Origin of the sequence: Roseiarcus sp., from assembly GCF_052145395.1 — a bacterium.
GTDB lineage: Bacteria > Pseudomonadota > Alphaproteobacteria > Rhizobiales > Beijerinckiaceae > Roseiarcus.
This window is the reverse complement of record NZ_JBKQOT010000679.1, coordinates 1-4,398: the sequence shown is the minus strand read 5'-3', so window position 1 is coordinate 4,398 and position 4,398 is coordinate 1. Positions and strand designations below refer to the sequence as shown.

General features: G+C 66.3%; 3 protein-coding genes. 2 read left to right on the top strand and 1 reads right to left on the bottom strand.

Going from position 1 to position 4,398, the window contains the following annotated elements; genetic code table 11:
• Positions 1–391 precede the first annotated feature (391 nt).
• A complete protein-coding gene (locus ACLP25_RS23235) occupies positions 392–868 on the top strand; it encodes a hypothetical protein (RefSeq protein WP_442471498.1) in 477 nt (158 codons plus the stop codon).
• Positions 869–876: 8 nt separating this feature from the next.
• Here ACLP25_RS23235 and glmM read toward each other — a convergent pair whose 3' ends face one another.
• Positions 877–2,220: a phosphoglucosamine mutase gene (glmM, locus tag ACLP25_RS23230; RefSeq protein WP_442471499.1), complete on the bottom strand. Its 1,344-nt coding sequence runs from the start codon at positions 2,218–2,220 to the stop codon at positions 877–879.
• A 414-nt stretch (positions 2,221–2,634) separates the two neighbouring features.
• Here glmM and ACLP25_RS23225 point away from each other — a divergent pair, with 414 nt between their 5' ends.
• Positions 2,635–4,263, top strand: coding sequence for an alpha-D-glucose phosphate-specific phosphoglucomutase (locus ACLP25_RS23225; protein ID WP_442471497.1), 1,629 nt, complete (start codon positions 2,635–2,637; stop codon positions 4,261–4,263).
• Positions 4,264–4,398: the final 135 nt, after the last annotated feature.

Sequence of the window (4,398 nt, the reverse complement as noted above, 5' to 3'; positions counted from 1 at the left end):
CCATTGTCGTGGCCCGCGCGGGTTCGCAGGGGCTCTCGGTTACGTGCCTTCAGCGAACGCTACGCGAGCAAATCCTTCGCGGGGGCAAAAACCCAGGCCCTGTCGCTCATACGGGGCTGATGACAATGAGACACTGGATCACCTCCTTTCGGCTGTTGACGACAGCCGCCATGTTACGGTGATTCGCGTCTTTTGACAGCCGCATTTTTCGTCGTGAAGTTAAGAGGTTGTTAAGATCTTGGCCGCTGCCGGGCGGCGGAGCGTCCATCGAATCGGCTTAAAATTGGGAATATCTTTCCGCAAGGCGCATCCGGAGAGCCGCTCAGCTCGTATTTCGAGAGGGGCAGCCAACAGGCGCGCCGCGGCGCCCGTCTTTGAGGAGATCATCCCCATGTCCGCGATCCTTCTGACCCGTCGCGCCGCTATCTTTTCGCTGGCCGCCGTCACTATGCCGCCTGCCGCTTTCGCCCGATCCTCTTTGGCGCGCAGGGCGCCCATCGGCGGGGTGGCGGTCGACGTCGGCCCGCTGCTCGAGAACTCGGGCGAACCGACCGCCAGCTGGGTGGCGCGCACACTGCCTGCCGCCATATCCGAGGCGCTCGCGTCGAGCGGCCAGGCGGGAACGCCAGTTTCCGTACGCATCGACTACGTTCTGCTCGGCCCGAACAGCGGGGCAGGCGGCCCTGCCGGCTCGACACAGGACCAGATGATCGGCGTCGTGACATCGGGAGGCGTCGAACGGCCTTTGCGGGCCTCCGCGTACTATTATCCCGCCTCGTCGGACCCGGCCATGATCGAACAGTCGAACTACAACCGGGTCTTCCAGCTATGCCAGGCGTTCGCCAGCTGGATCGCCAAAGGGTATTGACGTCCGCCTCAAGCGGCGGCGTGGGCGACGGCGTCGCAGACCTCGCCGACCGCCGCGTCGACGAGCGCCTTGTCGTCGGCCTCGCCCATCACCCGGATGACCGGCTCGGTGCCGGACGGGCGGATGACCAGGCGCCCCCGGCCCTCGAGCCGAGCTGTCGCTTCGGCAATTGCTTTCGTCACCACCGGGTTCTCGAGCGGCCTGCCGCCGCTGAAGCGCACGTTGCGCAGGACCTGCGGCAACGGGTCGAAGCGATGGCAGACCTCGCTGACCGGCCTGCCGATCTTCTGCACCACCGCCAGCACCTGCAGAGCCGAGACGAGCCCGTCGCCGGTGGTGGAATAGTCGGAGAAAATGACGTGGCCGGACTGTTCGCCGCCGACGTTGTAGCCCTTCTCTCGCATCCGCTCGATCACGTATCGGTCGCCGACCGCGGTGCGCTCGAGCGTCAACCCGAGCCCGTCGAGATACCGCTCGAGGCCGAGGTTGGACATCACAGTCGCGACGATCCCGGGCTTGGCGAGCCGCCCGTCGTCGCGCCAGCTTTCCGCGATCACCGCCATCACCTGGTCGCCGTCGACCACGTGGCCCTTTTCATCCACGATGATCATGCGGTCGGCGTCGCCGTCGAGGGCAATGCCGACGTCGGCCCGCATCTCGCGGACCTTATGGGCCAGCGCCTCCGGCGCGGTCGAGCCCACATCCTGGTTGATGTTGAGCCCGTTCGGCCCCACGCCGATCTTGATCACTTCGGCGCCGAGCTCCCAAAGGGCCTCGGGCGCGACCTTGTAGGCTGCGCCGTTGGCGCAGTCGATGACGACCCGCATGCCCTCGAACGAGACCTCGCGGCTGAGCGTCCGCTTGGCGTATTCGATATAGCGCGCCTGCACATCGTCGATGCGCTTGGCGCGGCCGAGGTCGGGCGACCGGGCGAGCATCGGCGCCACCTCGCCGTCCATCAGCGCCTCGATGCGGGACTCGACCTCGTCGGAAAGCTTGTACCCGTCGGGACCGAACAGCTTGATGCCGTTATCCTCGTAAGGGTTGTGTGAGGCCGAGATCATCACGCCGAGGTCGCAACGCATCGACCGGGTGAGCATGGCGACCGCCGGGGTTGGCACGGGTCCGAGGAGCAGGACGTCCACGCCGACCGACGTGAACCCGGCGACCAGGGCGTATTCAATCATATAGCCCGACAGGCGGGTGTCCTTGCCGATCACCACCCGGTGGCGGTGCTCGCCGCGCCGGAACGCCAGGCCCGCCGCCTGTCCGACCTTCAGGGCGACCTCGGCGGTGATCTTGGCGTTGGCCTTGCCGCGAATGCCGTCGGTGCCGAAATACTTGCGCGCCATGCGCGACGCCCTCCTGAACCTGAGCCGGCCGACCCGCGAGGCCGGGCCGCGACGCTCGATCATCGTTTGGCCTCCATATCTCAGAATTGGTTAAGAAGGTTTCACAAATGTTTGCAAGACGTTCATGAAAGCCCGCAGGAAGCGGCCCCCGTCCGAGCGCCTTCCGAGCGACCGCGGCTTTCGGACCGGAACCCTGTATGATCAATGACTTAAGGCTTGTCTGGGCCGGTTTCGGAGCTAGGCTTTGAACGATTTCAATAACTTAAGGAGAAATGCGGGATCGCCGTCCGGGCTCCCCGACCGCACGTCGCCCCTCGGCGGCGTCTACGACCTCCGGAGAGGTCGGCCCGATCTCGTCTCGCCGTCGGAATTCCCCTAGAATGCGCTCGCGCTCGCCGCAGGAGACCGCAAATCATGATCAAGACCGTCCCAACCAAACCGTTCACCGACCAGAAGCCCGGCACCTCGGGCCTGCGCAAGAAGGTGCCCGAGTTCCAGACGCCCCGGTATCTGGAGAATTTCATCCAGTCGATCTTCGACTCGCTCGAGGGTTTTCAGGGCAAGACGCTGGTCGTCGGCGGCGATGGGCGTTATTACAACCGGGAGGCGATCCAGTTCGTCGCGAAAATCGCCGCGGCCAACGGCTTCGGCCGGATCGTCATCGGCAAGGGCGGAATCCTCTCGACGCCCGCCGCCTCGGCGCTGATTCGGCATATTGGCGCCTTCGGCGGGATCATCCTGTCGGCGAGCCACAATCCGGGCGGTCCCGAGGGCGACTTCGGCGTCAAGTACAATATCGGCGCCGGCGGGCCGGCGCCCGAAAAGATCACCGATGCGATTTTCGCCCGCACCAAGACGATCGACGCCTACAAGATCTCCGACGCTCCCGACATCGACATCGACCGGCTCGGGACGGCGACGCTCGAGGGCGCGGCCGTCGAGATCGTCGATCCCGTCACGCAATATCTCTCGCTGATGAAGACCCTGTTCGACTTTGACGCGATCCGCGCGCTCATCGCCTCCGGCTTCCGCATGCGCTTCGACGCCATGCACGCCGTCACCGGCCCCTACGCCCATGCGATCTTCGAAGGCGAGCTCGGGGCGGAAGCGGGGACGGTGGTCAACGGGACGCCGCTGCCGGATTTCGGCGGCCATCACCCGGATCCGAACCTCACCTACGCCCACGACCTCTACGAACTGATGATGTCGCCGAGCGCGCCCGACTTCGGCGCCGCCTCGGACGGCGACGGCGACCGGAATCTCATCATCGGGCGCGGGATCTATGTCGCGCCGTCCGACTCGCTTGCGATCCTCGCCGCCAACGCGACGCTCGCGCCGGGCTACGCGAAGGGGCTCGCCGGCGTCGCCCGCTCGATGCCGACCAGCGCGGCGGTCGACCACGTGGCCGAAAAGCTCGGCATCCGCGCCTACGAGACTCCGACCGGGTGGAAGTTCTTCGGCAACCTCCTCGACGCAGGCCTCGCCACGCTCTGCGGCGAGGAGAGCGCCGGCACCGGCTCCGACCATATCCGCGAGAAGGACGGGGTCTGGGCCGTGCTCCTCTGGCTCAACATTCTGGCGAAGCGCCGGAAGTCGGTGCTCGACCTCGTTCACGAGCACTGGAGAACTTACGGACGCAACTACTATACGCGCCACGACTTCGACGAGGTCGACCTCTCCGCCGCGCAAGCGCTGGTGGCGGCGTTGCGCGAGGCGACCGCCACGCTCCCGGGCAAGACCTTCGGCGCGCTGACGGTCGAAGCCGCTGACGACTTCGCCTATCACGATCCGGTCGACGGTTCGGATTCGAAGAACCAGGGCGTGCGGATCATGTTCAAGGGCGGCTCGCGCATCGTCTACCGCCTGTCGGGCACCGGAACGGTCGGCGCGACGCTGCGCGTCTACATCGAGCGGTACGAGCCCCCGGGCGGCGACCTTGGCCAGGAGACCCAGGCCGCGCTCAAGGACCTCATCACGCTGTCGCGGAGCCTCGCGGAGATCGAGAAGCGGACCGGGCGGACGAAGCCCAGCGTGATCGCGTGAGAGCTCGCGTGGGCGCCGGACCGGGACGCTCGCCGCATGAGCTCCAGCGTGACGTCTCCGGTTAAACCGGCTGCATCAACGACCCATAGGGCGTGGGGTCGCCCGTCTGTCGACGGGCGACGCTGCGAATTCATG